The organism is Pseudomonas sp. 01L34, assembly GCF_056400265.1.
In genome coordinates, this window is record NZ_JBFTSX010000053.1 from 1 (window position 1) to 413 (window position 413).

1 pseudogene is annotated in these 413 nt (G+C 63.4%); it reads left to right on the top strand.

Annotated elements, in window-relative coordinates:
• Nucleotides 1–413: pseudogene (locus AC1DQM_RS29945) on the top strand (serine 3-dehydrogenase); the annotation flags it as partial.

The window sequence follows — 413 nt, forward strand, 5'->3', positions numbered from 1 at the left end:
AAATCGACACCGTACGCGCCTCGGTGAGCTGGGCCCTGGGCGCCAACCTGGAAAACCTCACCCTGACCGGCAGCGACAACCTCAACGGCGTCGGCAATGCCCTGAACAACGTGCTGACCGGCAACAGCGGCAACAACGTGCTCAACGGTGGCACGGGGCTGGACACGCTGATCGGTGGCGCCGGCGACGACACCTATATCCTCGACCAGGCCGGTGAACTGGCGCTGCTGCAGGAAACCGCCGACCAGGGCCGTGACCTGCTGAACATCAGCTACACCTCGACCCTGGCCAGCAGCACCGTCGATCTCAGTCAAAGCAACCTGCTGAACGTCGAAGATGTCACCGTCACCGGCCTCGGTGCCTTCACCGTGATCGGCAACGACCTGAACAACACCCTGCTCGGCAACGCCTAC